At 70.4% G+C, this 26,625-nt stretch carries 27 protein-coding genes, 1 tRNA gene and 2 pseudogenes; 15 read left to right on the top strand and 15 right to left on the bottom strand.

Annotation, left to right across the window (positions count from 1 at the left end):
• Positions 1-23: 23 nt before the first annotated feature.
• Positions 24-111 (top strand) — tRNA-Leu (locus OG844_RS38425).
• Positions 112-156: 45 nt separating this feature from the next.
• Here the strand turns inward: OG844_RS38425 and OG844_RS38420 are convergent.
• From OG844_RS38420 to OG844_RS38410, 3 genes and pseudogenes are all read right to left on the bottom strand, one after another.
• Positions 157-2,709, bottom strand: coding sequence for an alpha-L-arabinofuranosidase C-terminal domain-containing protein (locus OG844_RS38420; protein WP_406388894.1), 2,553 nt, complete (start codon positions 2,707-2,709; stop codon positions 157-159).
• 133 nt (positions 2,710-2,842) lie between these two features.
• A pseudogene (locus tag OG844_RS38415) lies at positions 2,843-3,870 on the bottom strand (family 43 glycosylhydrolase).
• Positions 3,871-3,913: 43 nt separating this feature from the next.
• Complete coding sequence (locus OG844_RS38410) at positions 3,914-4,972, bottom strand: rhamnogalacturonan acetylesterase (protein ID WP_406388896.1); 1,059 nt, start codon at positions 4,970-4,972, stop codon at positions 3,914-3,916.
• Between the two features lie 386 nt (positions 4,973-5,358).
• Here OG844_RS38410 and OG844_RS38405 point away from each other — a divergent pair.
• Positions 5,359-6,570, top strand: a pseudogene (locus OG844_RS38405) (immunoglobulin-like domain-containing protein); the annotation flags it as partial.
• Between the two features lie 202 nt (positions 6,571-6,772).
• Here the strand turns inward: OG844_RS38405 and OG844_RS38400 are convergent.
• Complete coding sequence (locus tag OG844_RS38400; RefSeq protein WP_406388898.1) at positions 6,773-7,504, bottom strand: SUKH-3 domain-containing protein; 732 nt, start codon at positions 7,502-7,504, stop codon at positions 6,773-6,775.
• 517 nt (positions 7,505-8,021) lie between these two features.
• Between OG844_RS38400 and OG844_RS38395 the strand changes: the two genes are divergently transcribed.
• The 3 genes from OG844_RS38395 to OG844_RS38385 are packed head-to-tail and all read left to right on the top strand — an operon-like array spanning position 8,022 to position 9,621.
• Positions 8,022-8,183 (top strand): hypothetical protein, encoded by a 162-nt coding sequence (locus OG844_RS38395; RefSeq protein WP_406388899.1) that lies wholly within the window; start codon positions 8,022-8,024, stop codon positions 8,181-8,183.
• 38 nt (positions 8,184-8,221) lie between these two features.
• Entirely contained in the window at positions 8,222-8,749 is a 528-nt protein-coding gene (locus OG844_RS38390; RefSeq protein ID WP_406388901.1) for a sigma-70 family RNA polymerase sigma factor, read from the top strand.
• On the top strand, positions 8,746-9,621 hold the full coding sequence (locus OG844_RS38385) for a hypothetical protein (protein ID WP_406388903.1): 876 nt from the start codon (positions 8,746-8,748) through the stop codon (positions 9,619-9,621). Before OG844_RS38390 ends, OG844_RS38385 begins: the two co-directional genes overlap by 4 nt.
• Before the next feature lie 59 nt (positions 9,622-9,680).
• Here OG844_RS38385 and OG844_RS38380 read toward each other — a convergent pair whose 3' ends face one another.
• On the bottom strand, positions 9,681-10,073 hold the full coding sequence (locus OG844_RS38380) for a hypothetical protein (RefSeq protein WP_406388905.1): 393 nt from the start codon (positions 10,071-10,073) through the stop codon (positions 9,681-9,683).
• A 466-nt stretch (positions 10,074-10,539) separates the two neighbouring features.
• Here OG844_RS38380 and OG844_RS38375 point away from each other — a divergent pair, with 466 nt between their 5' ends.
• The gene (locus OG844_RS38375) at positions 10,540-11,478 is read left to right on the top strand and encodes an RluA family pseudouridine synthase (protein WP_406388907.1); all 939 of its coding nucleotides are present in this window, start codon (positions 10,540-10,542) and stop codon (positions 11,476-11,478) included.
• 12 nt (positions 11,479-11,490) lie between these two features.
• On the opposite strand, the gene OG844_RS38370 is transcribed toward OG844_RS38375, so the two are convergent.
• Together OG844_RS38370 and OG844_RS38365 are read right to left on the bottom strand one after the other, a co-directional pair.
• Entirely contained in the window at positions 11,491-12,120 is a 630-nt protein-coding gene (locus OG844_RS38370; protein WP_406388909.1) for an MBL fold metallo-hydrolase, read from the bottom strand.
• Positions 12,120-13,205 carry an S-(hydroxymethyl)mycothiol dehydrogenase gene (locus OG844_RS38365; RefSeq protein WP_406388911.1) on the bottom strand — a complete coding sequence of 362 codons (1,086 nt, stop codon included), beginning with the start codon at positions 13,203-13,205 and terminating at the stop codon, positions 12,120-12,122. Before OG844_RS38365 ends, OG844_RS38370 begins: the two co-directional genes overlap by 1 nt.
• A 119-nt stretch (positions 13,206-13,324) precedes the next feature.
• On the opposite strand from OG844_RS38365, the gene OG844_RS38360 reads away from it, so the two are divergent.
• On the top strand, positions 13,325-13,465 hold the full coding sequence (locus tag OG844_RS38360; RefSeq protein WP_406388913.1) for a hypothetical protein: 141 nt from the start codon (positions 13,325-13,327) through the stop codon (positions 13,463-13,465).
• A 79-nt stretch (positions 13,466-13,544) separates the two neighbouring features.
• Here OG844_RS38360 and OG844_RS38355 read toward each other — a convergent pair whose 3' ends face one another.
• Positions 13,545-14,246 carry a FadR/GntR family transcriptional regulator gene (locus OG844_RS38355; protein ID WP_406388915.1) on the bottom strand — a complete coding sequence of 234 codons (702 nt, stop codon included), beginning with the start codon at positions 14,244-14,246 and terminating at the stop codon, positions 13,545-13,547.
• A gap of 131 nt (positions 14,247-14,377) precedes the next feature.
• Here OG844_RS38355 and OG844_RS38350 point away from each other — a divergent pair, with 131 nt between their 5' ends.
• Together OG844_RS38350 and OG844_RS38345 are read left to right on the top strand one after the other, a co-directional pair.
• Positions 14,378-14,887, top strand: a complete 510-nt coding sequence (locus OG844_RS38350) for a gluconokinase (protein WP_406388917.1) — start codon at positions 14,378-14,380, stop codon at positions 14,885-14,887.
• An 8-nt stretch (positions 14,888-14,895) separates the two neighbouring features.
• Positions 14,896-16,293, top strand: a complete 1,398-nt coding sequence (locus tag OG844_RS38345; protein ID WP_406388919.1) for a GntP family permease — start codon at positions 14,896-14,898, stop codon at positions 16,291-16,293.
• Here OG844_RS38345 and OG844_RS38340 read toward each other — a convergent pair whose 3' ends face one another.
• The 4 genes from OG844_RS38340 to OG844_RS38325 all read right to left on the bottom strand — a co-directional run bounded on the left by OG844_RS38340 (position 16,294) and on the right by OG844_RS38325 (position 20,295).
• Positions 16,294-16,959, bottom strand: a complete 666-nt coding sequence (locus OG844_RS38340) for a cytochrome b/b6 domain-containing protein (protein ID WP_406388921.1) — start codon at positions 16,957-16,959, stop codon at positions 16,294-16,296.
• Entirely contained in the window at positions 16,901-17,653 is a 753-nt protein-coding gene (locus tag OG844_RS38335) for a molybdopterin-dependent oxidoreductase (protein ID WP_406388923.1), read from the bottom strand. Before OG844_RS38335 ends, OG844_RS38340 begins: the two co-directional genes overlap by 59 nt.
• Before the next feature lie 69 nt (positions 17,654-17,722).
• Entirely contained in the window at positions 17,723-19,294 is a 1,572-nt protein-coding gene (locus OG844_RS38330) for an APC family permease (RefSeq protein ID WP_406388925.1), read from the bottom strand.
• Positions 19,295-19,329: 35 nt separating this feature from the next.
• Positions 19,330-20,295 carry a hypothetical protein gene (locus OG844_RS38325; protein ID WP_406388927.1) on the bottom strand — a complete coding sequence of 322 codons (966 nt, stop codon included), beginning with the start codon at positions 20,293-20,295 and terminating at the stop codon, positions 19,330-19,332.
• 237 nt (positions 20,296-20,532) lie between these two features.
• Between OG844_RS38325 and OG844_RS38320 the strand changes: the two genes are divergently transcribed.
• A complete protein-coding gene (locus tag OG844_RS38320; protein ID WP_406388929.1) occupies positions 20,533-20,958 on the top strand; it encodes an ASCH domain-containing protein in 426 nt (141 codons plus the stop codon).
• Between the two features lie 115 nt (positions 20,959-21,073).
• Here the strand turns inward: OG844_RS38320 and OG844_RS38315 are convergent, their stop codons facing one another.
• Positions 21,074-21,244 carry a hypothetical protein gene (locus OG844_RS38315; RefSeq protein WP_406388931.1) on the bottom strand — a complete coding sequence of 57 codons (171 nt, stop codon included), beginning with the start codon at positions 21,242-21,244 and terminating at the stop codon, positions 21,074-21,076.
• An 84-nt stretch (positions 21,245-21,328) separates the two neighbouring features.
• Between OG844_RS38315 and OG844_RS38310 the strand changes: the two genes are divergently transcribed.
• Positions 21,329-21,565, top strand: coding sequence for a hypothetical protein (locus OG844_RS38310; RefSeq protein WP_406388933.1), 237 nt, complete (start codon positions 21,329-21,331; stop codon positions 21,563-21,565).
• Between the two features lie 171 nt (positions 21,566-21,736).
• Here the strand turns inward: OG844_RS38310 and OG844_RS38305 are convergent, their stop codons facing one another.
• On the bottom strand, positions 21,737-23,392 hold the full coding sequence (locus OG844_RS38305; RefSeq protein WP_406388934.1) for an FAD-binding dehydrogenase: 1,656 nt from the start codon (positions 23,390-23,392) through the stop codon (positions 21,737-21,739).
• A 142-nt stretch (positions 23,393-23,534) separates the two neighbouring features.
• Between OG844_RS38305 and OG844_RS38300 the strand changes: the two genes are divergently transcribed.
• Genes OG844_RS38300 through OG844_RS38285 form a run of 4 tightly spaced genes read left to right on the top strand, consistent with a single transcriptional unit; the run spans position 23,535 to position 25,675 of the window.
• The gene (locus OG844_RS38300) at positions 23,535-24,452 is read left to right on the top strand and encodes a DMT family transporter (protein WP_406388936.1); all 918 of its coding nucleotides are present in this window, start codon (positions 23,535-23,537) and stop codon (positions 24,450-24,452) included.
• Positions 24,439-24,966 (top strand): NUDIX hydrolase, encoded by a 528-nt coding sequence (locus tag OG844_RS38295; protein WP_406396033.1) that lies wholly within the window; start codon positions 24,439-24,441, stop codon positions 24,964-24,966. Before OG844_RS38300 ends, OG844_RS38295 begins: the two co-directional genes overlap by 14 nt.
• Positions 24,967-24,983: 17 nt before the next feature.
• The gene (locus OG844_RS38290; RefSeq protein ID WP_406396034.1) at positions 24,984-25,367 is read left to right on the top strand and encodes a YidH family protein; all 384 of its coding nucleotides are present in this window, start codon (positions 24,984-24,986) and stop codon (positions 25,365-25,367) included.
• Positions 25,364-25,675 carry a DUF202 domain-containing protein gene (locus tag OG844_RS38285; protein ID WP_406388938.1) on the top strand — a complete coding sequence of 104 codons (312 nt, stop codon included), beginning with the start codon at positions 25,364-25,366 and terminating at the stop codon, positions 25,673-25,675. Before OG844_RS38290 ends, OG844_RS38285 begins: the two co-directional genes overlap by 4 nt.
• Before the next feature lie 14 nt (positions 25,676-25,689).
• Here the strand turns inward: OG844_RS38285 and OG844_RS38280 are convergent, their stop codons facing one another.
• On the bottom strand, positions 25,690-26,625 hold the full coding sequence (locus OG844_RS38280) for an NADP-dependent oxidoreductase (protein ID WP_406388939.1): 936 nt from the start codon (positions 26,623-26,625) through the stop codon (positions 25,690-25,692).

Here is a 26,625-nt window from a genome sequence, read left to right as displayed (position 1 = left end):
CCTGCCCGATCGACACACACCCGGTCCGGGTGGCGGAATGGCAGACGCGCTAGCTTGAGGTGCTAGTGCCCTTTATCGGGCGTGGGGGTTCAAGTCCCCCCTCGGACACCAGCAGAAAACCCCCAGGTCACCCTGGGGGTTTTCGCTGTTCCGGCCCTATTCCCTGATGCGCAGGAAGGTCACGGAGTGCGCCGGGAACGTGTGGGTGAGTACGCGTCCGTCGACCCTCAGGGTCGATTTCCGTGGCGCCACCTGCCGGTCGTCTGCGGTGTTCACCGCGTCCGGGGCCGCCTGGAGCGTGGTCAGCCGGGCGGTCCGCGAGGCCGGCCTCGCCCCCAGGTCGATCCTGGTCCTGGCATCCGACGCCTGGGCGTTGACCACCTTGACCACGAGCTCGCCCGTGGCGTCGTCCCGGGTGACCACCTGCCGGAAGGGTTCGGCGGGCTTGTCGTCGGTGAAGGTGCCCCACTGCTTCCCGTCGAGGAAGAGGGTGACCTGCCGGTCGCGCACCTGGATCCTGAGGTCGTACGCGCGTCCCGTCTCGATCTTCGTGCTGTCCTCGGTCATCGTCTGGTTGGCGCCGTCGACCGTCTTCTCCACTGCGGAGCGGGTGTTGCCCCAGCCTCCGAGGTTCCACCAGTACTTGTTCCCGGTATCCTTGACCCCGAAGGCGACGAGGAAGCCCTCCTTGCCCGCCTTCTTCGTCGCCTTGACCCGCAGGTCGTAGTTCTGCCAGCCGGTGTCGCCGGCCGTGACCAGGGTGTTCTCGGCGCTCTCGTCGGACTGGACGTACGCGCCGTCCTCGACGGCCCAGGCGCCGCAGCCCGCCGCCTTCGTCCACTGCGCGTCCCCGGCCGAGAAGTCGTCGCTCAGCAGAGGGGTGCCGTCCTCGCCGGTGACCTCGACGTGGTCGTACGCGGCGCTGGTCGCCCAGGTCGACAGCCCGACGGCGCCGGTGATCGGCGCGGAGACCGCGGGTGTGGTGGAGGCGGTGCTCGGCACGACCCGGTCGCCGACGTTGTTCATGAAGAGCTTCTGCACCTCATAGTTCGCCGACCCCCATGACTTCTCGTTGTCGAACCAGATCATGTCCGGGCGCCACTGCGCGTCGCTCGTGTCGGCGAGCAGCGGGGCGTAGGAGGCGAGCTTCACGACATCCGCGTTGCGTTCGAGGCCGGTCATGAAGGCGGCTTCGGCAAGGGCGTTGGAGAAGCGGTTGTCGAGCGACGCGTATTCGCCGAGGAACACCTCGGGGCCGTTGCGGTCGTAGGTGTCGTAGCGGGCGTTGTTCTCGAGGAACCACTGCGGGCTGTTGTAGTAGTGCTCGTCGACCATGGCGACGTCCGCGGCACGGTTGAGCTGCCAGGCGCGGTCGAAGGTGGTGCCGCTGTCGTCCGGGCCGGAGTTGCTGACCACGGTGATGTCCGGGTACCTGGCCTCGATGGCCTCGCGGAACTCGGTGAAGCGGGTGAAGAACTCGTCCGGGAGGTTCTCCTCGTTGCCGACCTCCAGGTGGGTGAGTCCGAACGGCGCGCGGTGGCCCATGGCGGCGCGCTTGGCGCCCCAGGTGGAGCCGGCCGGGCCGTTGGCGAACTCGATCAGGTCGAGCGCGTCCTGGATGTGCCGTTGCAGCAGGTCCGGGTCGTCGGTCGCCTTGTTCTGGCCGCAGCCGGTGACCAGTGCGGGCACGACGGGCAGCGCCATCGCGCCGATGTCCTCGGCGAACTGGAAGTACTCGTAGTAGCCGAGGCCGTAGGTCTGGTTGTAGCCCCAGAAGTTGGCGTTGACGGGACGCTGCTCGACCGGGCCGATGGTGTCCTTCCACTGGTAGGAGCGCTTGCGCTCCCAGCCGGGCGCCTCGTACGCCTCATGGCTTCCCGTGTTGACGAGGCAGCCTCCGGGGAAGCGCAGGAAGCCGGGTTCCAGTGCGGCGGTCTTCTCCGCGAGGTCCTTGCGGAGGCCGTTCGCCCGTCCCTTGTAGGTGTCCCGGGGGAAGAGGGAGATCATGTCGAGCCGTACGGTGCCGCTGCCGCCGGCCGTCACGGTGAGCCGGCCGTCCGCGGCCGCGGTGCGGGCGGTGAGGGTGCCCGTGTACTTCGCCCAGCGGTCTCCACGCACGGTGATGCGCAGCGGTGCGGTGAGCGCGGTGCCGTCCGCGGCGGTCGCTCCGACGGTCAGCGCGGTGCCCTCGGCCCGGTCGGTGCGCGCCCAGACGGAGAAGTCGTAGCGGGCGCCCCGGCGTATGCGCAGGCCCTCGTTGTAACCCGAGTTGGTCACCCCGAAACCGGCCTGTCCGCCCGCGCCGCCGGCGAGGTCGAGGCGCAGGTACCGGCGGTTGCGTTCGTTCAGACGGTCGTCGTCGTCCACGGTCAGGGCCTGCCCCGTGCCGCCGGACACCGCGGTCGGACTCCAGGCGGTCATGGCCGAGTACGCGGCGTTGTCGGCACGGTCGTACTCGAAGGATCTGTTCTGGACGAGTTCGGCGTACAGCCCTCCGTCGGCCGCGTGGTTGATGTCTTCGTAGAAGACCCCGTACATCGTGTCGTCGATGGTGGGGCCGGTGCGGTCCGGGTGCACGGTGAGGGAGTAGTCGGTCGGCTCGGCCACCGGTGCGGTGCCGTCGGCGCGGGCGGGTGCGGCCACCAGCGTTCCGAGGAGGAGCGCGACGACGGGGACGGTGAGCCGGGGCCACAGGTGCGGGTACGGCATGGATGCTCCAGGAGTTCACTGTTCGATATATCGGACGTTGCCCAGAACTTCGAACGCAAGATAGGCAGGGACATGGGGCGCGTCAATGCCGCGGACGGGTCCCGGCACCGGTGGGCGGGGCCGGTTCCGGATGTCACTCGGAGTCGGCCACCGGGATGCCGAAGTCCGGTGTGCCGTCCGCCTTCCAGGCCAGCCGCTGGATCCGGGTGTGCCGGTTGGGGTCGTGCAGCGGGTCGCCGGCGATCTCCCGGTACGGCCGTGCGTGGTAGACGAGCACGTCGGTGCGGCCGTCCTCGGCCACGGTGAAGGAGTTGTGGCCCGGGCCGTACTGACCCGTTCCTCGCTGCTGGTGAAGACGGGCTCCGGGGACTTGGTCCAGGAGGCAGGGTTCATCAGGTCGCTGCGGGCGTCCGCGGTGAGGAGGCCCACGCAGTAGTTGGCATCGGTCGCGCTCGCGGAGTACGACATGAAGACGCGGCCGTTCCGCTTGATCACCGCGGGCCCTTCGTTGACCTTGAAGCCGACACATTCCCAGTCGTACTCGGGTGTGCTGAGGCGGATCTGGGGCCCGGTCAGCTTCCACGGGCCGGCCATCCGGGAGAGGAAGAGCCCGGTGTTGCTGTCCAGGCCGGGCTCGTGCTGGGCCCAGACGAGGTAGCGGTCTCCCCGGTGGGTGAAGGTGTGGGCGTCGAGCGAGAACGTGTCCCAGGCCGTGGCAAGCTGCCCCTTCTCGGTCCAGGTGCCGCGGAAGGGGTCGGCGCTCGCGTTCTCCAGCACCCAGATCCGTATCCTCCACACGTCGTCCGCGGGCGCCGAGGCGAAATAGACGTACCACTTGCCGCCGATGCGGTGGAGTTCCGGCGCCCAGATGTGGGCGGCCATGTCCCCGGTGGTGTGCCGGGTCCAGATCACCGCTTCCTCGGCGGTGCTCAGGCCGCGCAGGGTGCGGGAGGAACGCAGGATGATCCGGTCGTACTCGGGGGCGCTGGCGGTGAAGTAGTAACGGCCGTCGGTGTGCCGGGTGATGTGCGGGTCGGCACGTTGCTCGACCAGTGGATTGCGGTACGGGGCGCGTGGCGCCGCGGCGTGGGCGACGCCTGGTACGGCGGTGAGGGCTCCCGCACCCAGGGCTCCCCTCAGCACGGCCCTGCGGCTGGGCATTTCGGCATGGTTCACGGCGATGGCCTTTCGTCGGGGTGCGGGGTCACCGGACCGTGCGCGGCGCAAGGAGCTGCTGGGCGCGCAGTTCACCGAGGACGAGCGCGGCGTACTCGGTGGCGCCTCGCGTGGAGGTGTGGGTGTTGTCGCGCTTCTCGTTGTAGAGGTAGAGGGCTTTGGAGGCCTCGGGGCCGAGCTCCTCGACCCTCGCCCTGGTCAGGGCGGTGAGGTCGACGAGCGGGGTGTCCTGCTCGGCGGCGAGGGTGCGCGCCTCGGCAGGCAGGTCCACGCCCAGGCCGTTGACGATCAGCGCGGTGCCGTTGTCGAGCGTGCCGTCGGTGTTGAACCAGCGGCGGACGATCGGGGTGACGAGCACGGGCCGGCCGCCCTCGGCGCGCACGTCCTCGATCATCGCGGTGAGGTTGGCCCGGTAGGTGGCGCGGTCGGTCTGCTTGTCGTTGTGGGCGAGCTGGATGAGGACGAGGTCGCCGCGGTGGATTCGGGCCCGGAGGGCGGGGAACAGGGCCGGGTTGTCCCGGAAGGTCTGCGAGCTCTCCCCGGAGTCGGCGTAGTTGGCGACGGAGAGCCGGTCCGTGAGGTACTGCGGGAGCTGCTGCCCCCAACCCGAGTAGGGCTCACCGGGCTGGTCACAGACGGTGGAGTCGCCCGCGAGGAGGATCTGGGGCGTGCGGACCCGCTCGACCCGGAGTGCCGCGAGCCGCGGTGCCGTGCCGCCGAAGGCGAGGTCCAGTCCGGGGCTGCCGGCCGGCCCCGTGGGCTCGCCCTCCGGCTCGCGCACATCCACCGTGAAGCTGCGGCGCAGGGTCTCACCGGCCGCGTTCGGGGTCTCGGCGAGCACGGCTCTTCGCGTCTCGGCGGTGACCGCCGTCGAGCCGGCCTCCACACCTCCGAGAAGGACCCGGACCCGGTACGTACCGGGAGCGACGTCGAAGTGGCAGACGACCGGGGCCGTCCCGGTGCAGCGGTCCAGGCCGTCCGGCCCGGCGGCGGTGCGGCCCTGGGCCACCGCGGGAGTGACCGCCAGGGCGGTCAGGGCGGCAGCGGCGGTGCAGGCGGTCAGCAGGAGTGTTCCGGCTCGGCGCATGGCGAGGCTCCTCCGGGTCGAGTGATTCGGGGTCGAGTGATTCGGGGTCGAGTGATTCAGGGTTGGGTGATTCGGGGCTGGGTGATTCAGGGTTGGACGTCAACGGATTGAATGGATTCAGCGGGCAGGACCCTACGCGGGTCGGCAAGCGCTTTCTACAGGGCGTGCGAATTCGTCCGCGACCCTTGACGAGGGCCCTCAACACCCCTAGCGTCGGTCCGATTTGACGAACAGCGTCCGGTATTCCGAACGACTTCGGGAGAGACATGCGTCCGCACCCCGCGAGAAGAGCCCTTGCCCCTCTGCTGCCTCTCCTGTCCCTCGTCGTCGGCCTGCTCGCGTTCCCCGGCAGCGGCCCCGCCCACGCCGGACCCGCGGGGATCAGCGACGGGGCCGCGACCTCGCAAGCCGCGGCCGCGCTCACGGTGCACGACCTCGCCGACGTGCGCGGCAATCTGACGCTGCCCGCCGCCGGGGCCCACGGCACCACCGTCACGTGGAGGTCCCACCGGCCCCGGGTCATCGACGCGACGGGCATCGTGCACCGCCCGGCGCCGGGTGCGGGACCGACGAGCGTGGAGCTCACCGCCCTGGTCACCCGGGGCAGGGCGGCCGCGCGCCGTACCTTCACCGCGGCCGTGCCCGAACTGCCGCAGGAGCGGACGTACACCGGCTACGCCATGAGCTACTTCACGGGCGAGGGCACCGAGGACGGCGAGCAGATACGGATGTCGCTCAGCCGTGGCGACGACCCGCTGCACTGGCAGGAGCTGAACGGCGGCGAGCCGGTGCTCACTTCGGACCTCGGCACCAAGGGGCTCCGCGACCCGTTCGTCATCCGCTCACCGGAGGGCGACAAGTTCTACCAGATCGCCACCGACCTGCGGATGTACGGCGGCGCGGGCGGCAGCTGGGACCAGGTCCAGCGCACCGGCAGCAGATCGGTCATGGTCTGGGAGTCCACGGACCTGGTGAACTGGACCGACCGGCGCCTGGTGGAGGTCGCGCCCGACACCGCCGGCAACACCTGGGCCCCGGAGGCGTACTACGACGAGAAGCTCGGCTCGTACGTCGTCTTCTGGGCCTCCAAGATCTACGCGGCGGACGACCCGGAGCACACCGGCAGCACCTACAACAAGATGCTGTACGCGACCACGCGCGACTTCCGCACCTTCACCGAGCCGGAGGTGTGGCACGACCCCGGGTACTCGGTGATCGACTCGACGGTCATCCGCCACGACGGCAGCTACTACCGCTTCACCAAGGACGAGCGGAACCCGTCGTCGGACACCCCGTGCTCCAAGTTCATCACGGCGGAGAAGTCTCAGGACCTCACATCCCGTTCGTACGGCTTCGTGACCGACTGCATCGGTAAGGGCTCGGTCGACCGGGGCGAGGGCCCCGCGGTCTTCAGGTCCAACACCGAGGAGACGTGGTACCTCCTCATCGACGAGTTCGGCGGGCGCGGCTACGTACCGTTCGAGACGGACGACCTCGACTCGGGCAGGTGGACGATGTCCGCGGACTACGCACTCCCGGCGGGCGCCCGGCACGGCACGGTACTTCCGGTCACGCAGGAGGAGTACGAGCGGCTGCTCGGCTCCTGACGGCCGAGCTGTGAGGCCGGCCTATGTCCAGGCCCTTCGCTCGTCGCGCCGCACGCCAGGCGACGGACGTGGACCAGCGGGTCTCAGCGGGCGTCGGACAAGTCGCTGGGGCAGGACCCCTGTTGACGAGGCGTGTTGAGACAGCCGGTTCGGAGCACCACTGCCGTTGCACGGTATGCGATGGCGACTCACCTCAACCGATACGCCGTGGAGATATGCCCAGGACGAGTTTCTCCAGTGCCTCCCGGGCCGGGCCGAACGTCGCTATCCACGTCTCGATCAGATAGATCTCGCTGGTCTCGTCGATGCCGAGGAAGAATCTGCCCTCGTCGAGTTCACCGATGGGGAAGATGTCCCGTCCCACCGTCGAGCTCCAGTCTGCGAATCGGTCCTCCTCGCCCACCGCGAGTTCGGGATCGAAGGTGAAGGGCGTTCTCGCACAGGTGATGCCCGGCCCGCTGATCTGGACGTCCAAACCTCCGAACTCCGTCAGGAAGCGGTCGGCGGCCTCATGCAACCGCACCAGCCCAGTTGCCTCCAGCCTCTCGCGCCACTGTTGAACGGGGACGCGTCGCTCCGGCCGCCATCCGGCCGCGCGCAGCGTCTCCTCGACCTCACCGGCATCCCGCCGGGCCGCCGCATCTGCCTCGACCCACGCCTGATCCACGGGCACGTTCTCAGGCCAGCCCGGCCGCCACTGGGCCAGCCACTCGTCGAAGTCCTCGCGCAGGAACTGGCGCACTACGGGCTTGAGTCGCACCTGCGGCCGCATATCGGCCCACCAGACCTCGAACTCCGCCACGGTCCCCACCGTCGGCCAGCGCTCCGCGGCGGACGGAAGCAGCAGCACGTCGACGAACCCGCCAACCGGAAGGCCGATGTCGACGAAGATCCCCGTCGCACCCGGATTCGGAACCGCGGTCACCGTCCCTGAAAGCCTCTGCCCCAACCACAGGCCTCTCCGAGCCCGGATCCACTCTTCGACGCTGACCATGAAGCGCATTCTCGCAGCGGAATCACGGCAAAGGGGTTATGCGGTTGCAACCGTACTTGTTGTCTCGAGGCCAGGCGCATCAGATCGGCCGACGCCGGACGAAGAGGCCACCGCGCCGGCACGTAGGTTCCGAACCTTGTCGAAGCGTGAGCTACATCACTCCAAAAGTTTGCTGCATTCGCGCAAATTTACGCAAATTGCTGATCGTACGATGAATTTGCTGGTGGTAGCTCTGGCGTTCGGGTGGCGCGGGATGGCTATTGATTCTGGATAAGCAGTAGGGAACACCTGTGTGTCACCAAGGCTTGGCGCTGCGTAACCTTTCTCGAATTACCCCTGCACACCTGGCCATTGGGTGGCGTCGTTGTAAGTGAAGGGCGCACAACCCGCGCACTTCCCGGGCTTGAGAAATCCGCCCGGCTCTTCGTACGAGCAGAGGCCTGCGCCTGTGACGATCCAACTCGTAGGTGACCTGATGATGCTGGCTGTCACGATCCGCGTCTTCGGTCAGGACGCCATCACGCTGCTTCGCCGTCTGGCAGCCGCAGGCGTCCGGGCCGGGGTGAGCGAGATGAGCCGCCGCCCCCACGACGGGAAGGAAGGGCGGTGACCGAGAACCGACACTGCACCCGGCGGGGTGGCGAGCCGATGACACAGCAGCCCCCCGACCACGCCTTCACTGCCTTCCACCGGATGAAGCGCCCGCACTACGTCCACTACGCCGAGACGTTCCTGCACAACCGTCACGACGCCGAGGAGGCGACCGACAGCGCCTTCGAGCAGCTCTACCGTTCCTGGGGCAAAGTCCTGAGCAGCGACAATCCGGACGGCTATGCCTGGACCGTCATGCGCAACAAGGTCACCGACCACGTCCGCGCCCGTAACCGCCGGCCCCCACTGCTCGACGACGAGGCCTTCAACACGGTCGCCTTGCGCGACGCCGTCGATCCGTACGGCCAGATCACCGAGTCCCTCGCACTTATGCGCGCCATGCGCCAGCTCACCGAACGCCAGCTCGACGTCATGGTGATGACTTGCCTCCACGCACTCAACGCGACCCAGGTCGCCGAAGCGCTCGGCATCACCAGCGCTACCGTCCGATCCACGGTCCGCCACGCAACGCGCAGACTGCGCGACATCCTGGGCACCGACCACACCATGGAAGGACGGCGATGACCCCCCACATCACGGAGTTCCTCTCCCGAGCCCGCCTGGTCACCACCCCCTACACCCAAGAAGACATCGACGCCGCCGAGGCCCGCCTCATCGCTCGCATCCACACGAGCACACCACCCGCCGCCGCGCCTCCGGCGCCACCCGCTGCTGTCCCGGAAGAGCCGACGGAGCAGCAGGCAGCGCAGAACCTGAACACCCTCTGCGAAGCCGTCGTCACCCGCAAAACCGCCCTCAGCACCCTGAACACCTTCCTCACCCCGCAACTCCCCGAGCCCCCGGGCGCCCGGGTCCTGGGCTGCATCCTCCAGCTCGCCGAGTCCGAAGAGAACGCCCGCTTCTGGTGGCAGTACGCGGCCGGCGCCGGAGACCCTGCAGCCTCCTACTGCCTGTACCTCCACCACCTCGCGCTCGGCGAGCACGGTGAAGCCGACTGGTGGCACGAACAGACCGAGCAGATCCAGAGCGCTCTGCCCTCCAGCGACGACTCCACCGACGCAGAGCCCCGCATCAAGAACGACGTGTCCGATGCCGTCACCGACGCACTGCACGCCGTAACGACTACCGACGCGAGCCTGTTGCCCACTGCTCTGCGCATCCTGGGCGCACTCAAAACCGAATCCGAACCGGCTCCGGTGCCGGAGGTGGTAGGCGCCGTACTCGACTACGTCCCCGCAGCCGTCGGCCCCATCGGCGACTTCGAACTCCCCCTGCCTGCCCCTGGCTTCACCGACCACATCCGCACCCTCACCAAGACCACCGGCCCGCCCGCTCCCAGCCGACCGCGGGTACGCAACCGGCTCCAGACCCGCCCCAAGGCCGCAGGCTCGCTCATTGCCTCCGCGCGTCGGCATTCCACCTGGTGCTGGGGGTGAAGCCGCCGGTAGACCTTCGGGAAGGTCTGCTGCGCACACGGGTGTCACGCCCCCAGACGTCAGTTCAGACTCGCCATGAAGCCCCCGTGGGCGGAGCCGGAGCCGACCAGGTAGGCCCGATCGAGCACCTCGGGCAGTTCGTCGAGTGACAGGACGACGGCGCCACCGGCTCGTTCTGTGTCCGTGCACCAGTCGCCCATTTCGCCGGCCTCGGCACCGTTGCCCGTATCGATGACCGGGGCCGCTGCGGCAGGGATGATGAACCCAGCCTCGCCGGGCCCGTCCACGACACACAGGGTGAGTTTGGAGACGATGTTCCACCCCTCGCGCCGGGGTACCGCGCCGTCAGGTGCGGCCAGAACGGGTAGAACGCCATGAACCGGGGCTACGGACAGCAGGAGCACAGGGGTGGCCCCCCGAATGAACTGGGTCTTCTCAGGATTCAGAAGCATCGGGGCACTCTGGCAGGCGGGTGGGGCCGGAGCGGCGGCGGGGCGGCCGGCGCGCTGCAGTGCCGGGACGTGGCCTCGGCGCGCTCCGAGCACCCGGCCAGGATTCCCGGACGAGCTGGTGCAGGCGTAGCGGTCCTGGCTCGCCGCCGTCCCTCGCTCACCCCTTGGCCGGCTCAAGGCTGAGCACGACGACCTCGAGCACCACCGCGCCGTAGCGGCTGATACCGGGACCACCGTCCCACCCAGCAACTGCCCCGCAAGCAGGCAACTGTGGGGAACCGGGCTGCATGCCGGGTCGCACCGTGTCCGGTCGCCCTTGAGCCGGTCGAGCACGCCGATCTCGATCAGGCGCTCGGCGATCGGCGATCGGCAGCACCGGGGGGCGCGCTGTCAGAGGTCACCGGCAACCGGGCGGTGCCATGATGGGCAGTCCTCCAGGCCCCCACCCATGACAAGGACCGACGCGATGAGAGGACGGGCGAAGCCCCCCGCCGCCCCGCTGCCCCAGCGGGACGGCATCGATCCGGTGCGGGTGAGGCTGCCGGAGGACCCGGACGGGGTCTGGGGATGCGTCCGGGACCATCTGCTGGACCGGTTCGCAGGGGCGGTCGGGGCGCGGCGGGTGGAGGCGATGCTCGCCGAGGGGCTGTTCGTCGGGGCCGACGGCGGTGCGGTGCGTGGCGACGAGCCGTACACAGCGGGCCGGTACCTCTGGTTCCACCGGGACTTCGCGCCGGAGGATCCGGTGCCGTTCCCCGTCGGTGTGGTGTACCGCGACGAGCACCTCGTCATCGCGGACAAGCCGCACTTCCTCGCCACGACTCCGCGCGGCCGGCACATCACCGAGACGGCGGTGGCCCGGTTGCGCAGGGAGCTGGATCTGCCGGAGCTGCAGCCCGCCCACCGCCTCGACCGGCTGACGGCGGGGCTCGTCCTGTTCGTCGTACGGCCCGGGGAGCGGGGGGCGTACCAGACCCTGTTCCGGGACCGGCTGGTGCGCAAGGAGTACGAGGCCGTGGCACCGTACGACGCGGGTGTGACGCTCCCCCGCACCGTGCGCAGCCGGATCGTCAAGGAGCGCGGGGTCATCGCCGCGCGCGAGGAGCCGGGCGAGGCGAACAGTGAGAGCCGGATCGAGCTCCTGGAGCACCGGGGCGGGTTCGGCCGTTACCGGCTGCTGCCCGCCACGGGGCGTACCCATCAGCTCCGGGTCCACATGAACGCGCTGGGGCTGCCGCTCGTCCACGATCCCGTCTATCCGGTGGTGGAACCGGAGCAGGACCGTGACGACTACACGCGGCCCATGCAACTGCTGGCCAGGGTGCTGGAGTTCACCGATCCGGTCACGGGCACGCCGCACCGCTTCGAGAGCGGCCTGCGGCTCACCGCGTGGCCGGACCGGTGAACCCGGGCCGGGTCAGTGGCCGCGGGCGATCCATTCGTCCAGGTGCGGGGCCTCGTCGCCGATCGTGGTGGAGTCCCCGTGTCCGGTGCGCACGACGGTCTCGGGCGGGAGTCCGAGCAGCCGGTCCCTGATCGAGTCGACGATCGTCGGGAAGTGGGAGAAGGACCGTCCGGTCGCCCCGGGCCCGCCGTGGAACAGGGTGTCACCGGTGAAGACGGTGGCCAGGTCCGGGGCGTAGAGGCAGACAGCGCCCGGCGCATGGCCCGGGGTGTGCAGGACCGACAGGCGTGTTCCGGCGACCTCCAGCTCCTGCCCGTCGGCCAGTTCGGCGTCGGGGGTGCGGTGCGGGTGGGTCTGCTTCCACAGCGGCAGGTCGTCGGGGTGCAGGAGGATCGGTGCGCCGGTCGCGTCGGCGAGGGCGGGGGCCGCGTCGATGTGGTCGTTGTGCGCGTGGGTGCAGATGATGGCGCGCAGCGTACGGCCGCCGAGTGCGGCCTCGATCGCGAGGGCGTCGTGGGCGGCGTCGATGACGACCGCCTCGGTCTCGTCGCCGATGATCCAGACGTTGTTGTCGACGTCCCACTCACCGCCGTCGAGGGCGAAGGTGCCGGAGGTGACCAGGTGGTCGATGCGGGCGGTCATCAGAACACCACCACCGAACGCAGGACGTCACCGTCGTGCATGCGGGCGAAGGCCTGTTCGATGTCGCCGAGTCCGATCGTCTCGGTGACGAACGCGCCGAGGTCGATGCGGCCCTGCTGGTGCAGGTCGATGAGCACCGGGAAGTCGCGCGAGGGCAGGCAGTCGCCGTACCAGGAGGACTTGAGCGAGCCGCCGCGGCCGAACACGTCGAGCAGCGGGAGTTCGAGCTGCATCTCCGGGGTGGGGACGCCGACGAGGACGACGGTGCCGGCGAGGTCGCGGGCGTAGAAGGCCTGCTTGTACGTCTCCGGGCGGCCGACGGCCTCGATGACGACGTCCGCGCCGTTGCCGCCGGTCAGTGCGCGGATCGCCTCGACGGGGTCGTCGGAGCGTGAGTTGACGGTGTGGGTGGCACCCATCTTCTTCGCCGTCTCCAGCTTGCGGTCGTCGATGTCGACCGCGATGATCTTCGCCGCGCCTGCGAGCCGGGCGCCGACGACGGCCGCGTCGCCGACGCCGCCGCAGCCGATGACGGCCACGGAGTCGCCGCGGCCGACCTGGCCGGTGTTGATGGCGGCGCCGATGCCCGCCATGACACCGCAGCCGAGCAGTCCGGCGACGGCCGGGGAGACCTCGGGGTCGACCTTGGTGCACTGGCCGGCCGCGACGAGGGTCTTCTCGGCGAAGGCGCCGATCCCGAGTGCCGGGGAGAGTTCGGTGCCGTCCAGCAGGGTCATCTTCTGCGCGGCGTTGTGGGTGTTGAAGCAGTACCAGGGACGGCCGCGCAGACAGGCGCGGCACTGTCCGCACACCGCACGCCAGTTGAGGACGACGAAGTCGCCGGGCGCGACGTCGCCGACGCCCTCGCCCACGGACTCCACGATGCCCGCGGCCTCGTGGCCGAGGAGGAACGGGAAGTCGTCGTTGATGCCGCCCTGCTTGTAGTGCAGGTCGGTGTGGCAGACGCCGCACGCCTGGATCTTCACGACTGCCTCGCCGGGCCCGGGGTCCGGGATCACGATGGTCTCGACCCGTACCGGCTCGTTCTTCCCCGGTGCGATGACCCCTTGCACCTGCTGCGCCATACCGTGGTCTCCCTGTTTCCGAGTGGGACTCCTGCGAAGGTTGATCACGGACAACCGTACGCCCCGGAGGGTGCCGCGTCGGCACCCTCCGGGGCGTTGCGTTCCACGGAGGAGGTTCGGTGTCAGGCCCCGGAGTCGTGGGCCTTCCGGCCGCCGACGCAGGTCCGCAGCACACGTGTCCGGCCGATCTCGTCGGACGGGTTTCGCTACGGGTCGCGGTCCAGGACCACCAGGCCGGCGAGGGCTCCGGCGCGGAGTGAGCCGGTGCTCGCGGCCGCTGCCAGGCGGTCGGCGCACGTGCGTGAAGGACCGTGCCCGCCCGGCGACCGAGGGCGGAGCTCAGGGCGCGAGTACGTCCAGTTCGTGGAGGGCGCCCACCGCGATCTCCTTCGTCAGCCGTTCCGCGGCTGCCGCGTCCCCCTCGCGGACCGCCTCGGCCAGGCGTACGTGGAGGGTGACGGCGGCGGGGTCGGGGTCCTCGAACATCACCTGGTGGTGGGTACGGCCGGCGAGGACCTCGGCGACGACGTCGCCGAGCCGCGCGAACATCTCGTTCCCGGAGGCGTTGAGCACGATGCGGTGGAACGCGATGTCGTGCCGCAGATAGCCCTCCAACTGCTGGCCGCGCGAGGTGGCGACCATGCCGAGGGCGCATTCGGTGAGGGCGGCGCACTGTTCGGGGGTGGCGTGCCGGGCGGCGAGTCCGGCGGCGACGGGTTCGACGGCGGACCTCAGCACGGTGAGGGAGCGCAGCTGCCGGGGGCGGTCGGAGCCGGCCAGCCGCCAGCGGATGACCTGGGGGTCGTAGACGTTCCACTCCTCGGTGGGCCGCACGGTCACGCCGACCCGGCGGCGGGACTCGACCAGGTGCATGGACTCCAGGACGCGGATCACTTCGCGTACGACGGTGCGGGACACCTCGAAGCGCTGCGCCAGCTCGTCGGTGCGCAGGACCCGGCCGGGCGGGAAGTCCCCGGCGGCGATCTCCAGACCCAGGGTGTCCAGCACATGTGTATGCAGCCCCTGGCCCTGTGTGGTCATGCCCGCAAGCCTACGGGGAGGCCCGCGGGAACATTAAGTACGACGTTTATGTCACAGCTACTTGAATAAGTCGTATGTAATGAGTTTCAGTAGCGCGACGGACCGATGTCGAAGAAGACAGCGAGGCACCAATGAGCACCCCCCACGTCGTCGTGGTGATGGGCGTAGCAGGGACCGGCAAGACCACGATCGGTCCCCTGCTCGCCGCCGAACTCGGCGTTCCCTACGCCGAGGGCGACGACTTCCACCCGCCGGCCAACATCGCCAAGATGTCGGCGGGGACCCCGCTGGACGACACCGACCGCCGGCCCTGGCTGGACGCGATCGGCCGGTGGGCCCACGGCCGGGCGGGGCTCGGCGGCGTCGTCAGCAGCTCCGCGCTCAAGCGCGTCTACCGTGACCGGCTGCGCGCCGAAGCCCCTGGTGCCGTCTTCCTCCATCTGACCGGTGACCGGGCTCTCATCGAGCGCCGGATGGCGGACCGCAAGGGCCACTTCATGCCGACCGCACTGCTCGACTCCCAGTTCGCGACCCTGCAGGAACTGCAGGAGGACGAGGCGGGCGTGGCAGTGGACGTGTCCGGCACCCCCGAAGAAATAACCGACCGGGCCGTCGCCGCGTTGCGCCGGCTCGCCTCTTAAGGATCACCGTGAGCAGTCTCAGCGTCGAGATGCTGGCAGCGGATGCCGTCGAGCCGATCACCTCGGCCGGCAACGCGCAGTTGGGCATCGCCGTCCTGGCGGGCATCGCCGTCATCGTCGTACTCATCACCAAGTTCAAGGTGCACGCCTTCCTGGCGCTGACCATCGGTTCACTGGCGCTCGGCGTCTTCGCCGGTGCCCCGCTGGACAAGACGATCACCAGCTTCTCCACGGGCCTCGGCGCCACCGTCGCCAGTGTCGGTGTGCTGATCGCGCTCGGCGCGATCCTGGGCAAGCTGCTCGCCGACTCGGGCGGCGCCGACCAGATCGTCGACACGATTCTCGCGAGGGCGAGCGGGCGCGCCATGCCCTGGGCGATGGTCCTGATCGCCTCGATCATCGGTCTGCCGTTGTTCTTCGAGGTCGGCATCGTGCTGCTGATCCCGGTGGTGCTGCTGGTCGCCAAGCGCGGCAACTACTCCCTGATGCGGATCGGTATCCCCGCGCTCGCCGGACTCTCGGTGATGCACGGCCTGATCCCGCCGCACCCCGGCCCGCTGGTCGCCATCGACGCGCTCGACGCCAACCTGGGGGTCACCCTCGCGCTGGGTGTCCTCGTCGCCATCCCGACCGTGATCATCGCGGGCCCGGTCTTCTCCCGGTACGCCGCCCGCTGGGTGGACATCCAGGCACCGGAGAAGATGATCCCCGAGCGCCCCTCGGAGGACCTGGACCGCCGCCCGGGCTTCGGCGCCACCCTGGCCACCGTGCTGCTGCCCGTCGTCCTGATGCTGGCCAAGGCCCTCGTCGACATCGTGGTGGACGACCCGGAGAACCACGTCCAGCGGGTCACCGATGTGATCGGTTCGCCGCTGATCGCCCTGCTCGCCGCAGTGATCGTCGGCATGTTCACGCTGGGCCGGGCCGCCGGATTCACGAAGGCGCGGCTCTCCACGACCGTCGAGAAGTCGCTCGCCCCGATCGCCGGGGTGCTGATGATCGTCGGTGCCGGCGGCGGCTTCAAGACGACCCTCATCGACGCCGGTGTGGGCCGGATGATCCTCGAGTTCTCCGAGAACTGGTCGATACCCGCCCTGCTGCTCGGCTGGCTGATCGCCGTCGCGATCCGCCTGGCGACGGGTTCGGCGACCGTGGCCACCATCTCGGCGGCCGGTCTCGTCGCTCCGCTGGCGGCCGGCATGTCCACCCCGGAGGCGGCCCTGCTCGTCCTGGCCGTCGGTGCGGGCTCGCTCTTCTTCAGCCACGTCAACGACGCGGGGTTCTGGCTGGTGAAGGAGTACTTCGGCATGGACGTCGGTCAGACGATCAAGACCTGGTCGGTGATGGAGACCATCATCTCCGTCGTCTCGCTGGGCTTCATCCTGCTGCTGTCGCTGGTCCTGTAGCTACTCCTCCGGATCCCGCCACAGCGGGTGCTCGGAGCGGGCCCAAGGGCGCTCGACCGACCCGGTGCGCATGCCACGGCGTGCCTCCGGGTCGGCGAGCGCCATTGCCGTATGTCCGGCCAGGACGATGCCGATCGCGAGTGCCAGCCAGTCGTGCACGAAGGTCGCGCCCGTGCGCCACACCAGCGGGGCGAGGTCCGTGAACCACATCAGCAGGCCGGTGCCGAGCATCACGAGCACGGCGCCCGCGATCCAGGCGGCGTAGAGCTTCTGGCCCGCGTTGAACTTCCCGGCCGGCCGGGCGCCGGGCGTGCGGTCGCGGCGCAGAGCGGCCTTCAGCCACTGCCGGTCGTGCGGTCCGAACCGGTTGAGCCGGGAGAGGTCGGCGCGCAGGGCCCGGGAGACCAGCCCGGCGAGCAGCGGTACGGGGACGAGCAGCCCGGACCATTCGTGGACGGTGACCACGAGGTGGCGGCGGCCGACGAGTTCGGCGAGCTGGGGGACGTACAGAAAGGCCGCGGTGGCCACGCACAGCAGCGTCAGCCAGGCGGTGGTGCGGTGCACCCAGCGCTCGGTGCGGGTGAAGCGGCGGATCCTCGTGGGGTGTTCAGACGGTGGGGGCGTCGTCCCGGCCGTTGGACCGGCCCACCCAGGCGTCGACGTCATAGCCGAGCTCCTCCCAGTAGCCGGGGCGTACGGCGTCGGTGACGGTGATCCCGGAGAGCCATTTCGCCGATTTGTAGAAGTACATCGGTGCCACGTAGAGACGGACGGGGCCGCCGTGCGAGTGGGTGACCGGCTTGTCCTGCATGCGCAGCGCGACCAGGACGTCCGCCCGGCGGGCCTGCTCCAGGGTGAGGCTCTCGCTGTAGGCGCCGTCGAAGCAGGTGAAGCGGACCGCCTTCGCGCCGGGACGTACTCCTGCCGCGTCCAGCAGCACGGACAGCCTGACCCCCTCGAACGGGGTCTCGGGGACGCGCCAGCCGGTGACGCACTGGACATCGCGCACCAGGCGGCTCTGCGGGAGCGCCTTCAGGGAGTCCAGGGTGTAGGTGGCGGGGCGGTCGACCAGGCCGTCCACGGTGAGGCGGTAGTCGGCGGCGGTCTTCTCCGGTACGGACGTGGCGACGGAGTAGTAGCGGAAACCGCCGCCGTTGGGCAGGAGCCCGGTCAGCCCGGTGGGGTCCTTGTCCGCGACCGCTCCGAGCCCGGTCTCCAGGCCCCGCTGGAGCACCGGGGCGGCAACCACTCCGGCGACGCCCAGGCCGAGCATGGCCAGGACGAGGCGGCGGCCGACGGGCGCGCCTTCGGCACGGCTGCCGTCAGGAGGATCTTCGCTGTCGGGAGGGCGACTGTTCACCCGCCCATTCGAACACCCGCGGCCGTCCGTCACCAGGAGCCGCGGGCGTTCGTCACCACCCGGTAAGAACTACCGGGGGGCCGTCGTGCTCTCCGCGGCCTTCTCCAGCTGGAACGCCTCGTTGCCGAGGCCGATCCTGGCGTGCACCTCGGGCTTCGTGGAGCGCAGCACCGCCCCGTACGCCAGGCCGCCGACGAGGGCGACACCGATGACGCCGGGCAGCAGCCAGTTGAGTACGGAGCCGGGGCCCGAGCCGACCAGTACGTCGAAGTCCCGGACGGTGAACACCGCGATGGCCAGCAGCGCGATCCCGGCGAGGCCGGAGGCCACGAGCCGGGGTGCCTGGGCGCGGCCCGCACCGCGGCGTACGAAGAAGGCGATCACGGCGAAGGAGGCCGCCGCCATCAGCAGGATCACTCCGAGCGCACCGACGTTGCCCATCCACGTGAACAGCCGCAGGACGGGCGCCGTGGGGTCGCCGACCGGGTGGTCGTCCGTGAGGGCGAAGGCCGCCACGATCACGACGGAGATCACGGACTGGAGCATCGAGCCGGTGGCGGGCGCGCCGCTGGTCTTGCTGGTCCGGCCGAAGCCCGCAGGAAGCAGGCCCTCACGGCCCATCGCGAAGGCGTAGCGGGCGACCACGTTGTGGAAGCTGAGCAGCGCGGCGAACATGCCCGTGACGAAGAGGACGTGCAGCACGTCCGTGAACGTGGCGCCGAGCCTCTCCTCCGTCAGACCGAAGAGCATGCCCGGGCCCTCCCTGAGGGAGGTGTCCGAGATGAAGCCGGGGCCCGCGGCGACGGTCAGCGCCCAGGAGCTCACCGCGAGGAACAGGGCGGCGTAGCCGACGGCCAGGAACATCACCCGGGACACGACGACCTGCGGACGGCTGGTCTCCTCCGCGTACACGGGGGCCTGCTCGAAGCCGACGAACGCGGCGATGCAGAAGCAGAGCGCCGTGCCCAGCCCCGCGCCGGTGAGGGTGTCGGGGTTGAACGCGTGGAAGGACAGGCCCTCGGGGCCGGGCTTGCTCACGGCGGCGATGTCGAAGATCACGACCAGGGCGCACTCGATGACCAGCAGGACGCCGAGCACCTTGGCGTTGAGGTCGATCTTCAGCCAGCCGAGGACGCCGACGACGGCCACCGAGACGAGGGCGGGAAGCCACCAGGGCATGTCGATGTCGAGATAGGTGGCGAAGAGACCGGAGACCTCGAAGCCGAGGATGCCGTAGATGCCGACCTGCATGGCGCTGTACGCGACCAGCGCGACGAGCGAGGCGCCCGCGCCGGCCGTCGGGCCGAGACCGCGGGCGATGTAGGCGTAGAACGCACCGGCGTTGTGGACGTGCCGGCTCATCTCCGCGTAACCGACGCTGAACAGCATGAGGACGATGCCGAGGACGACGTAGAGCAGCGGCTGCCCGACGATGCCCATCACACCGAAGACCGTGGGCATCACCCCCGCGACGACCATCAGCGGGGCGCTGGCCGCCAGGACCGAGAGCAGCAGTCCGGGGGTGCCGAGCCGGTCGGCGCGCAGGGCGCGTTCCTCCCCCTTGTACGTGTTGATCCCGCCGGTGTCGCCGTTCGTCGCGGCCGTTCCGGTCCCGGTCGTATCTGTTCTGCCCGTCGACATGGCGGGGTTGGTCCCTTCGTTGAAAGCAAGGTGCATCACGGGGTACCGAGCGCGTAGGTGCGCGCGGCAAGAAATGCGGGGTACGGATCGCGGCCGGAGTACGACCAGGGGGCCGCGGTCGCGTGGGGGCCGATGCGGTGGAAGAGCGCGGCGGCCTCGGCGGGGCGCCCCTCGCAGATCTTGGCGTGGGCGAGGAAGTTGAGGTCGACGTGGTGGCGGGGGTGGTCCTCGCGCTCCCATTCCAGCCACCAGTCGAAGGCTGCCTTCATCACCTGTCTGGCCCGGCGGCCGGTCCAGTGCCCCGAGCCCGCCGGGTCGTCGGACACGCTGCCCGCCGCGGCCAGGACGCGGTAGCGCTCCGCGTGCGCGACGACGGGGAGTACGGCGAGCGGCGAGTCGGCCGGGGCCTGTTCGGCCGCCCATGCGGCGAAGTCGTAGACCTCGTGCAGCGGGTCGCCGCCCTCGGGATCGGTCTCGGCCAGCAGGGCCGTCATCAGGTGGTGCGCCTGGTGGTGCTCGGGGTGACGGGACCGGATCGCCTCGAACTGCCTGGCGGTCTCCTCCCGGGTGCCGTACGTGCGGTCGAGCAGCATCAGGCCCAGCCAGGGGGTCGGGTCCGCGGGGTCGAGCCGGGCTGCGCCCAGGCAGGCCTCGCGGGCCTTTTCCCGTTCTCCGGCACCGGACTTGGGGCTCAGGGCCCTGGTCACGGTGGCGCAGGCGAGAAGGGTGGAGGCGTCGGGGCTGTCCGGTTCGGCGAGCAGCCACTCGCGTGCCCAGTCGGCCGCGGACGGGGTGGCGGCGAGTGCGAGCACACGGTGGCCGCGGCGGTCCCAGTCGGTATCGGTGGCGGCAAGAAGAGCGCGGGCCCTGGCCCACCGGCCCTGGGCGAACTGACCTCGTACGTCGATCAGTTCGCTGTCGTCGAGAGCCGGGTCGAAAGCGTGGTCCGAGCGACCGCCCTTGCGGCGGGCGCGGCCCAGGGGCGGCGGAGGCGGGGACATCCGCAGGCTTCCTTTTTTCGACGCGGTGTGCGAGTTGGTTCGATGCTGTGTGCGAGCAAACGATCGCGCACAGCAAAGCGGTAGGCAATGCTCCACGTCAAGGGCAACCCTCCGTCAACTGCATGCGTGAGCCATGCAGTTGATGGTCGGGGGGCGTGGTCTGAACCATTCGCGCAGCTCGTCGCGGGGGTCGCGGAGACACGGAACGGCTGGGGTGACGCGTGCCACACTGCCGTCATGGAGAACCGTGAACCGCTCAAACCCTTCCTCCTCGCCTTCCCCGGACCGCTGCGCGACCGGCTGGTGGCGGCCGTGCTCTCCGGCGAGAAGGTGTCGACGTCGGGGCTGCTCGCGGAGTACGAGGTGGAGAAGGAGGACCTTCCGCCGGTGGGCGAGCGGTCCGCGCTGATCGACTCCCGGGGGCAGGAGGTCGCCGTCGTGGAGCTGACGGAGGTTCGGGTGGTGGCCCTGGGCTCGGTCGGCCTGCAGCACGCACTCGACGAGGGCGAGGGGTACACGTCGGTCGCCGGGTGGCGTGCGGGGCACGAGGCGTTCTGGCACAGCGAGGAGATGCGGGAGGCCCTGGGGGACCCGGCGTTCACCGTGGACGACGACACGCAGATCGTCGTGGAGAGGTTCCGAGTGGTGGAGCGGTGGGAGTGAGGGGTGGGGACCGGAGTGACGGTGCCCGGCCCGGCCCCGCGTGCGGACGCGGCGGGAATCCGGACCGGGAGGCGGGGTCACACGGCGGGGAGCGCGTAGAACCTCTTGCCGTGCATCACGGCCGGCCGCTTGCCGCCGCCACCGCGTTCCACTGCTGGATGTCGCCGGTTCTGTCGTTGTAGGTCCAGCGCAGCTTCCCGGTCGTCGCGTCGAAGGCGTGCACGCCCCCGCCCTTGTCGAACTCGGTCGCGCGGTACGGGTGTTGTCCACCTTGGCGAACTGCCATGCCTGCGTGGCCGTGTCCCGCAGGTCCTCGTTGTGCCAGATCTGCTTGCCCCTCGCGTGATCCACCGCCCGCAGGCTGCGGGCGGTGTCGGAGGCGTGGAGCACTCCGTCCAGGACGTGCGGGTCGCTGAAGGCGCTGAAATCGCTCGCCGCGAGGGACCAGCTCTCCTTGCCGTCGGCCGGCGCGAACGCGCCGTCGCCGGTCAGGTCGCTGTTCGCCGCGTTCTGCTGCCACAGCGGCTCGGGTGCGGTGCCCGGCGGCGGAGTCGTGAAGGGGTCACCGTTCTCGCCCCCGCCCGGCGTCGGACTGCCTCCCGGCTAGACCGCCTCCCCCTCGGGACCGCAACCGACGACCCCGGCCAGGCCCGTCCCCGTCCCCGTCCGCCTGAGCAGTACGGAATCGGGACAGGGCCGTGAAGCTCCCGTCGCCCCGTCACAGAACGGCCGCCGGGCCGTCCGCCCAGTGGTCGCCGCGGCCGGTCAGCCAGTTGCCTCAGCCGGTCGCCTCGGCAGCCGCCCGGCCCGCCGCGCGGCCCGAGAAGATGCAGCCGCCGAGGAACGTGCCCTCCAGCGAGCGGTAGCCGTGGACTCCCCCACCGCCGAAGCCGGCCGCCTCTCCCGCCGCGTACACACCGGACAGCGGGGTACCGTCCGCCGTCAGGACGCGGGAGGACAGATCCGTCTCCAGGCCCCCCAGGGACTTGCGGGTGAGGATGTTGAGCCGGACGGCGATCAGCGGCCCCGCCCCGGGGTCGAGGATGCGGTGCGGCTTGGCCGTACGGATGAGCCTGTCGCCCAGGTAGGCGCGGGCGCCGTTGATCGCCGTGATCTGGAGGTCCTTGGTGAAGGGGTTGGCGACCTCTCGGTCGCGGGCGGTGATCTCGCGGCGCAGGTCGTCCTCGTCGATCAGCGGCTCGTCGGTCAGTGCGTTCATCCCGCGGACCAGCGCGCCGAGGTCCTTCTCGACGACGAAGTCGACGCCCTTGTCCATGAACGCCCTGACCGGTGCGGGGATGTCGGCGCGCGCCCTGCCGATCACGTCCCGGACCGACTTTCCGGTCAGGTCGGGGTTCTGCTCGGAGCCGGAGAGCGCGAACTCCTTCCCGATGATCTTCTGGTCGAGGACGAACCAGGTGTACCCGTACCCGGACTTCATGATGTGTTCGAGGGTGCCCAGCGTGTCGAAGCCGGGAAAGAGCGGGACCGGCAGCCGCTTCCCGCGGGCGTCCAGCCAGAGCGAGGACGGGCCGGGCAGGATGCGGATGCCGTGCTTGGCCCAGATCGGGTTCCAGTTCTCGATGCCCTCGGTGTAGTGCCACATCCGGTCGCGGTTGATGTGATGGGCGCCGGCCTCCTCGGTGATGCCCAGCATCAGCCCGTCGACATGGGCGGGCACCCCGGAGAGCAGCTTCTCGGGCGGGGTGCCGAGCCGCTCGGGCCACTGGGCGCGTACGAGGTCGTGGTTGCCGCCGATGCCGCCCGAGGTGACGATCACTGCCTGCGCCTTCAGCTCGAAGGCTCCCGTGACCTCGCGGCTGCTGGCCGTGCCCCGCTCGGCGCCGCTCGCGTCGAGGAGTTCGCCGGTGACCGTGTCGATGGCCCCGGCCGAGCCCCCGAGGCCGGTGACCCGGTGGCGGAACCGCAGCTGGACGAGGCCCTTCGCGACGCCTTCGCGCACCCGCCGCTCGAAGGGGGCGACGACACCGGGCCCGGTGCCCCAGGTGATGTGGAAGCGCGGGACGGAGTTGCCGTGGCCGTTCGCGTCGTACCCGCCCCGTTCGGCCCAGCCGACGACGGGGAAGAACCGCATCCCCTGAGCGTGCAGCCAGGACCGCTTCTCACCGGCCGCGAAGTCGACGTACGCCTCGGCCCACTTGCGCGGCCAGTGGTCCTCCTTGCGGTCGAAGCCCGCCGTGCCGTACCAGTCCTGGAGGGCCAGCTCGTGGCTGTCCTTGATGCGCAGTCGGCGCTGCTCGGGCGAGTCGACGAGGAAGAGGCCGCCGAAGGACCAGTGCGCCTGGCCGCCTATGGACTGTTCGGGCTCCTGGTCCAGCAGGATCACCGTCCGGCCCGCCTCGACGAGCTCGGCGGTGGCCACCAGGCCCGCGAGTCCGGCCCCGATCACGATCACATCAGCGTCGTACGCCATGGTTCCATCCTTCGGGGCGATGCCGTGCGGTGCACGAAGTTACTTGTGCGTCAGATCTTCGGTACCGGCCGCTTCCACGTCAACCGCCCGGTCGGCGCCGCCCTCACCGCTCCCGCGGGTCCGCGGGGCTATCGTCGGATCCGTGTCGGTGCTGGTTCTCCTGCTCTCCGTGGGCGCCGCGTGCTGTCTGGGCTTCGGGTTCGTCCTCCAGCAGGACGCCGCCCGACGTGCGCCCCTGAGCGACTTCCTGTCGCCCCGGCTGCTGCTCGACCTGATGCGGGTGCCGAGCTGGCTCGCCGGGATCGGCCTGATGGTCTGCGGCATGGTCCTCGGCGCGCTCGCGCTCGGCCAGGGCGAGGTGTCGCTCGTCGAGCCGCTGCTGGCGACGAATCTGGTCTTCGCGATGGCACTGTCGCGCCACCGCACCGGTCAGTCACTCGGCCGGCAGGGCTGGGGCGGGCTCTGTCTGCTGGCGGGCGGCGTCACCGCGTTCCTGCTGGCCGGCCAGCCGGAAGGCGGGGAGGCGACCGCGGATCCGCTGCGGCAGTGGCTGGTGATCGGCACGGTCGCGGGGCTCGCGGTGGTCCTGACCGCCTCTGCCAGGCACCCGCGGACCCCCGGAACCCCCGTGCTGCTCGGGCTGGCGGCGGGGCTGCTGTACGGACTGCAGGATGCCCTGACCAGACTCTGCGGGGAGCGGCTGGACGACGGCGGCTGGGCGGCACTGATGACGGGCTGGCATCCGTACGCGGTCGTCGTGATCGGGGTGACCGGTCTGATCCTGGTCCAGAGCGCGTTCGAGGCGGGGCCGCTGCGGATGTCGCTGCCCGCGCTGACGGCCGCGCAGCCGCTGGCCGGGATCGCGTGCGGAATCGGGTTCCTGGGCGACCAGGTGCGCACCGACACGGGTGCCCTGGCCTGGCAGGCTGCCGGACTCGCGGCGATCGTGGCGGGGATCGTGCTGCTCGGGCTCCATCCGGCGATGCCGGAGGGGAAGGACAGGCACGGGTCCACTGCTGCCGACCGGGTGATGTTGGATGAGCAGCATGACTCCGGATGACGAGATCCTGGACATCGTCGATGAGAACGACAAGGTCGTCGGGCAGGCGCCGCGTGGCGAGGCGACCGCGCGGAACCTGCGCCACCGCTGTGTCTTCATCGAGGCCAGGGACGCCGGGGGGCGGCTCTTCGTGCACCGCAGGACGGCGACGAAGCTGGTCTTCCCCTCGCACTACGACATGTTCGTCGGCGGGGTCGTGGGCGCGGGCGAGTCCTACGACGAGGCTGCGCTGCGGGAGGCCGGTGAGGAGCTGGGGGTGCCGGACCTGCCCCGCCCCGAGCCCCTGTTCAAGTTCCTCTACACGAGCGCCGAGCACAGCTGGTGGTCCTACGTGTACCGGGTGCGGTGCGAGCTGCCGGTGAATCCGCAGGTGGAGGAGGTCGCCTGGCACACGTTCCTGACCGATGCGGAACTGGAGCGGCGGCTCGGCGACCGGCTGTGGGTTCCGGACGGGCTGGAGACCTACCACCGCCTGCGGGAGTTCAGGGCCGGGGAAGCGGGGTTCACCTCGTGAGCCGGCGCGGCGACGTCATGCAGAGCCTGCGGCTGTGGTTCGCGCCGCAGCAGATCCGCGCGGAGGGCGACACCCCGGACTACCGCTTCTCGCTCGCCAACGAGCGCACGTTCCTCGCGTGGCTCCGGACGGCTCTCGCGCTGATCGGCGGTGGTTTCGCCGTCGACCAGTTCCTGCCCGGTCTGAGCTGGGGCCTCCGGGCGGGCCTGGCCCTCGGCCTGCTCGTGGCCGGTGTCCTGTGTGCCCTGCGCGCGGTGAATCACTGGGTGCGGTGCGAGCGGGCGATGCGGCGCGGTGAGGATCTGCCGGTGTCCCGCTTCCCGGCGATCCTGAGCATGGTCGTCGCCGTGGTCGCCCTCGCGATGGTGGTGGTGGTCCTGTTCGGCTGGGAGGGCCGGTGACCACGGCGGAGCGCGATCCGGGTCTGCAGCCGGAACGGACGAGGCTGGCCTGGCGGCGTACGACGTTGTCCTGCACGGTGGTGGCCCTGCTCGCGGTCAGGCAGGCCCTGCACGGCGGGGCCGACGCGGCGGGGGTGGTCGCCGTGGCGCTGAGCCTGCTGGCCTGGCTGGGATTCCTGCGGGTGACGCACCGCCGGGTGGTGGGCCTGGGATCCTCCGCGCCGCCGGCGCTGTCGCCGCGCGACGCGGCGACGGCAGCGGCGTGCACGGTCGCGATCGCGGCGTTCGCCGCAGCCATGCTGTTCTGAGCCGACAGCCGGTCTCAGTTCTCCCAGTCCACGGTGACGACGATCTTGCCGCGGGTGCGCCCCTGCTCGTTGAGGCGGTAGGCGTCCGCTGCCTGCTCCAGGGTGAAGACCTGGTCGACGTGGACGGTGAGGACGCCCTGCTCGGCCAGCTCCGCGATCTGTGCGAGGTCCTGGGCGTCGGGGCGCACGAAGGCGTAGCGGCCGCCGTAGGAGAAGACCTCCGCGTCCGCGATGGAGGCGAGCCTGCCGTCGGGGGCGAGCGTCTCCGCGGAGACCTGCAGGGCTTCCCCGCCGACGGTGTCGAACGCGGCGTCGATGCCCTCGGGGGCCAGGGCCCTCAGCCGGTCGGCGAGCCCCTCGCCGTACTCCACGGGCTCGGCGCCCAGCTGACGCACGTACTCGTGGTTGTGGGGGCCCGCCGTGCCGATGACCCGGCAGCCCGCGTGCCGGGCGAGCTGGACGGCGAACGAGCCGACTCCTCCGGCGGCGGCGTGGACGAGGACCGTCTCGCCGTCCCGGACCTCCAGGGTGCGGTGGAGCACCTGGTAGGCGGTGAGTCCGCACAGGGGGAGGCCCGCGGCCTCCTCGAAGCTCAGGTTCAGGGGCTTGCGGGCGAGGGTCCGCACGGGCGCGGCGACGTATTCGGCGAGGGTCCCGCGCGAGAGGAAGTCCTCGCGCACGTAGCCGATGACCTCGTCGCCCACGGAGAACTCGTCGACGGCGGCACCGGGTTGGACGACGACCCCGGAGACGTCCCAGCCGGGAATGACCGGGAAGACGGCTTCCAGCGCCGACTGGAGGTAGCCCTCGCGCGCCTTCCAGTCGACGGGGTTGACGGCCGCGGCCCGCACCTTCACCAGGACCGAGTCCGGGCCGACCTTGGGGTCGGGCCGGTCGCCGTACTCCAGGACATCGGCCGGACCGTAGCTGCTGTAGCTGATCGCCTTCAT

It is taken from the genome of Streptomyces sp. NBC_00887 (assembly GCF_045207585.1).
Note: the sequence above shows the minus strand (reverse complement) of the source record. Positions and strands in the feature narration are given on the sequence as shown.

Bases quoted from the DNA above. Each gene is read 5' to 3' on its own strand.
- OG844_RS38350 (WP_406388917.1), top strand. From the start codon at position 14,378: ATGAGCACCCCCCACGTCGTCGTGGTGATGGGCGTAGCAGGGACCGGC.
- OG844_RS38280 (WP_406388939.1), bottom strand. From the start codon at position 26,625: ATGAAGGCGATCAGCTACAGCAGCTACGGTCCGGCCGATGTCCTGGAG.
- OG844_RS38370 (WP_406388909.1), bottom strand. From the start codon at position 12,120: ATGACCGCCCGCATCGACCACCTGGTCACCTCCGGCACCTTCGCCCTC.
- OG844_RS38330 (WP_406388925.1), bottom strand. From the start codon at position 19,294: ATGTCGACGGGCAGAACAGATACGACCGGGACCGGAACGGCCGCGACG.
- OG844_RS38325 (WP_406388927.1), bottom strand. From the start codon at position 20,295: ATGTCCCCGCCTCCGCCGCCCCTGGGCCGCGCCCGCCGCAAGGGCGGT.
- OG844_RS38375 (WP_406388907.1), top strand. From the start codon at position 10,540: ATGAGAGGACGGGCGAAGCCCCCCGCCGCCCCGCTGCCCCAGCGGGAC.
- OG844_RS38320 (WP_406388929.1), top strand. From the start codon at position 20,533: ATGGAGAACCGTGAACCGCTCAAACCCTTCCTCCTCGCCTTCCCCGGA.
- OG844_RS38380 (WP_406388905.1), bottom strand. From the start codon at position 10,073: ATGCTTCTGAATCCTGAGAAGACCCAGTTCATTCGGGGGGCCACCCCT.
- OG844_RS38290 (WP_406396034.1), top strand. From the start codon at position 24,984: ATGCAGAGCCTGCGGCTGTGGTTCGCGCCGCAGCAGATCCGCGCGGAG.
- OG844_RS38340 (WP_406388921.1), bottom strand. From the start codon at position 16,959: ATGACGTCGACGCCTGGGTGGGCCGGTCCAACGGCCGGGACGACGCCC.
- OG844_RS38305 (WP_406388934.1), bottom strand. From the start codon at position 23,392: ATGGCGTACGACGCTGATGTGATCGTGATCGGGGCCGGACTCGCGGGC.
- OG844_RS38295 (WP_406396033.1), top strand. From the start codon at position 24,439: ATGACTCCGGATGACGAGATCCTGGACATCGTCGATGAGAACGACAAG.
- OG844_RS38385 (WP_406388903.1), top strand. From the start codon at position 8,746: ATGACCCCCCACATCACGGAGTTCCTCTCCCGAGCCCGCCTGGTCACC.
- OG844_RS38365 (WP_406388911.1), bottom strand. From the start codon at position 13,205: ATGGCGCAGCAGGTGCAAGGGGTCATCGCACCGGGGAAGAACGAGCCG.
- OG844_RS38390 (WP_406388901.1), top strand. From the start codon at position 8,222: ATGACACAGCAGCCCCCCGACCACGCCTTCACTGCCTTCCACCGGATG.
- OG844_RS38420 (WP_406388894.1), bottom strand. From the start codon at position 2,709: ATGCCGTACCCGCACCTGTGGCCCCGGCTCACCGTCCCCGTCGTCGCG.
- OG844_RS38355 (WP_406388915.1), bottom strand. From the start codon at position 14,246: ATGACCACACAGGGCCAGGGGCTGCATACACATGTGCTGGACACCCTG.
- OG844_RS38315 (WP_406388931.1), bottom strand. From the start codon at position 21,244: ATGGCAGTTCGCCAAGGTGGACAACACCCGTACCGCGCGACCGAGTTC.
- OG844_RS38410 (WP_406388896.1), bottom strand. From the start codon at position 4,972: ATGCGCCGAGCCGGAACACTCCTGCTGACCGCCTGCACCGCCGCTGCC.